Annotated in this window: 2 protein-coding genes; both read right to left on the bottom strand. The window is 61.4% G+C overall.

Features of this window, described 5'->3' with window-relative positions:
- The coding region (locus tag R0J92_RS24785; protein ID WP_411053639.1) for a biotin carboxylase N-terminal domain-containing protein at window positions 1-131 on the bottom strand (131 nt) is incomplete at its 3' end.
- A gap of 8 nt (window positions 132-139) precedes the next feature.
- A partial coding sequence (locus tag R0J92_RS24780; RefSeq protein ID WP_411053638.1) for an acetyl-CoA carboxylase biotin carboxyl carrier protein occupies window positions 140-254 on the bottom strand: 115 nt, incomplete at its 5' end.

Here is a 254-nt window from a genome sequence, read left to right as displayed (position 1 = left end):
AGCCGGACATGCATCGCGTCCGCATCGGCGGTCGAATGCACGGCAACGGTGGCAATGCCGAGCTCCTTGCAGGCACGCAACACGCGCAGCGCGATTTCACCGCGGTTGGCTATGAGGATTTTCGAGATCATGGACCGTCCTACTCAATGATGACGAGCGGCTCGCCGTATTCGACGGGTTGTGCGTCGGTGACGAGGATCTCGACGACCTTGCCGGCCTTGGGCGCAGGGATCTGGTTCATCGTCTTCATGGCC

The sequence above is a fragment of the Tritonibacter sp. SIMBA_163 genome (genome assembly GCF_046535935.1).
GTDB lineage: Bacteria > Pseudomonadota > Alphaproteobacteria > Rhodobacterales > Rhodobacteraceae > Epibacterium > Epibacterium scottomollicae.
The sequence above is the reverse complement of the archived record's forward strand: the minus strand, read 5'-3'. Positions and strand labels throughout refer to the sequence as shown.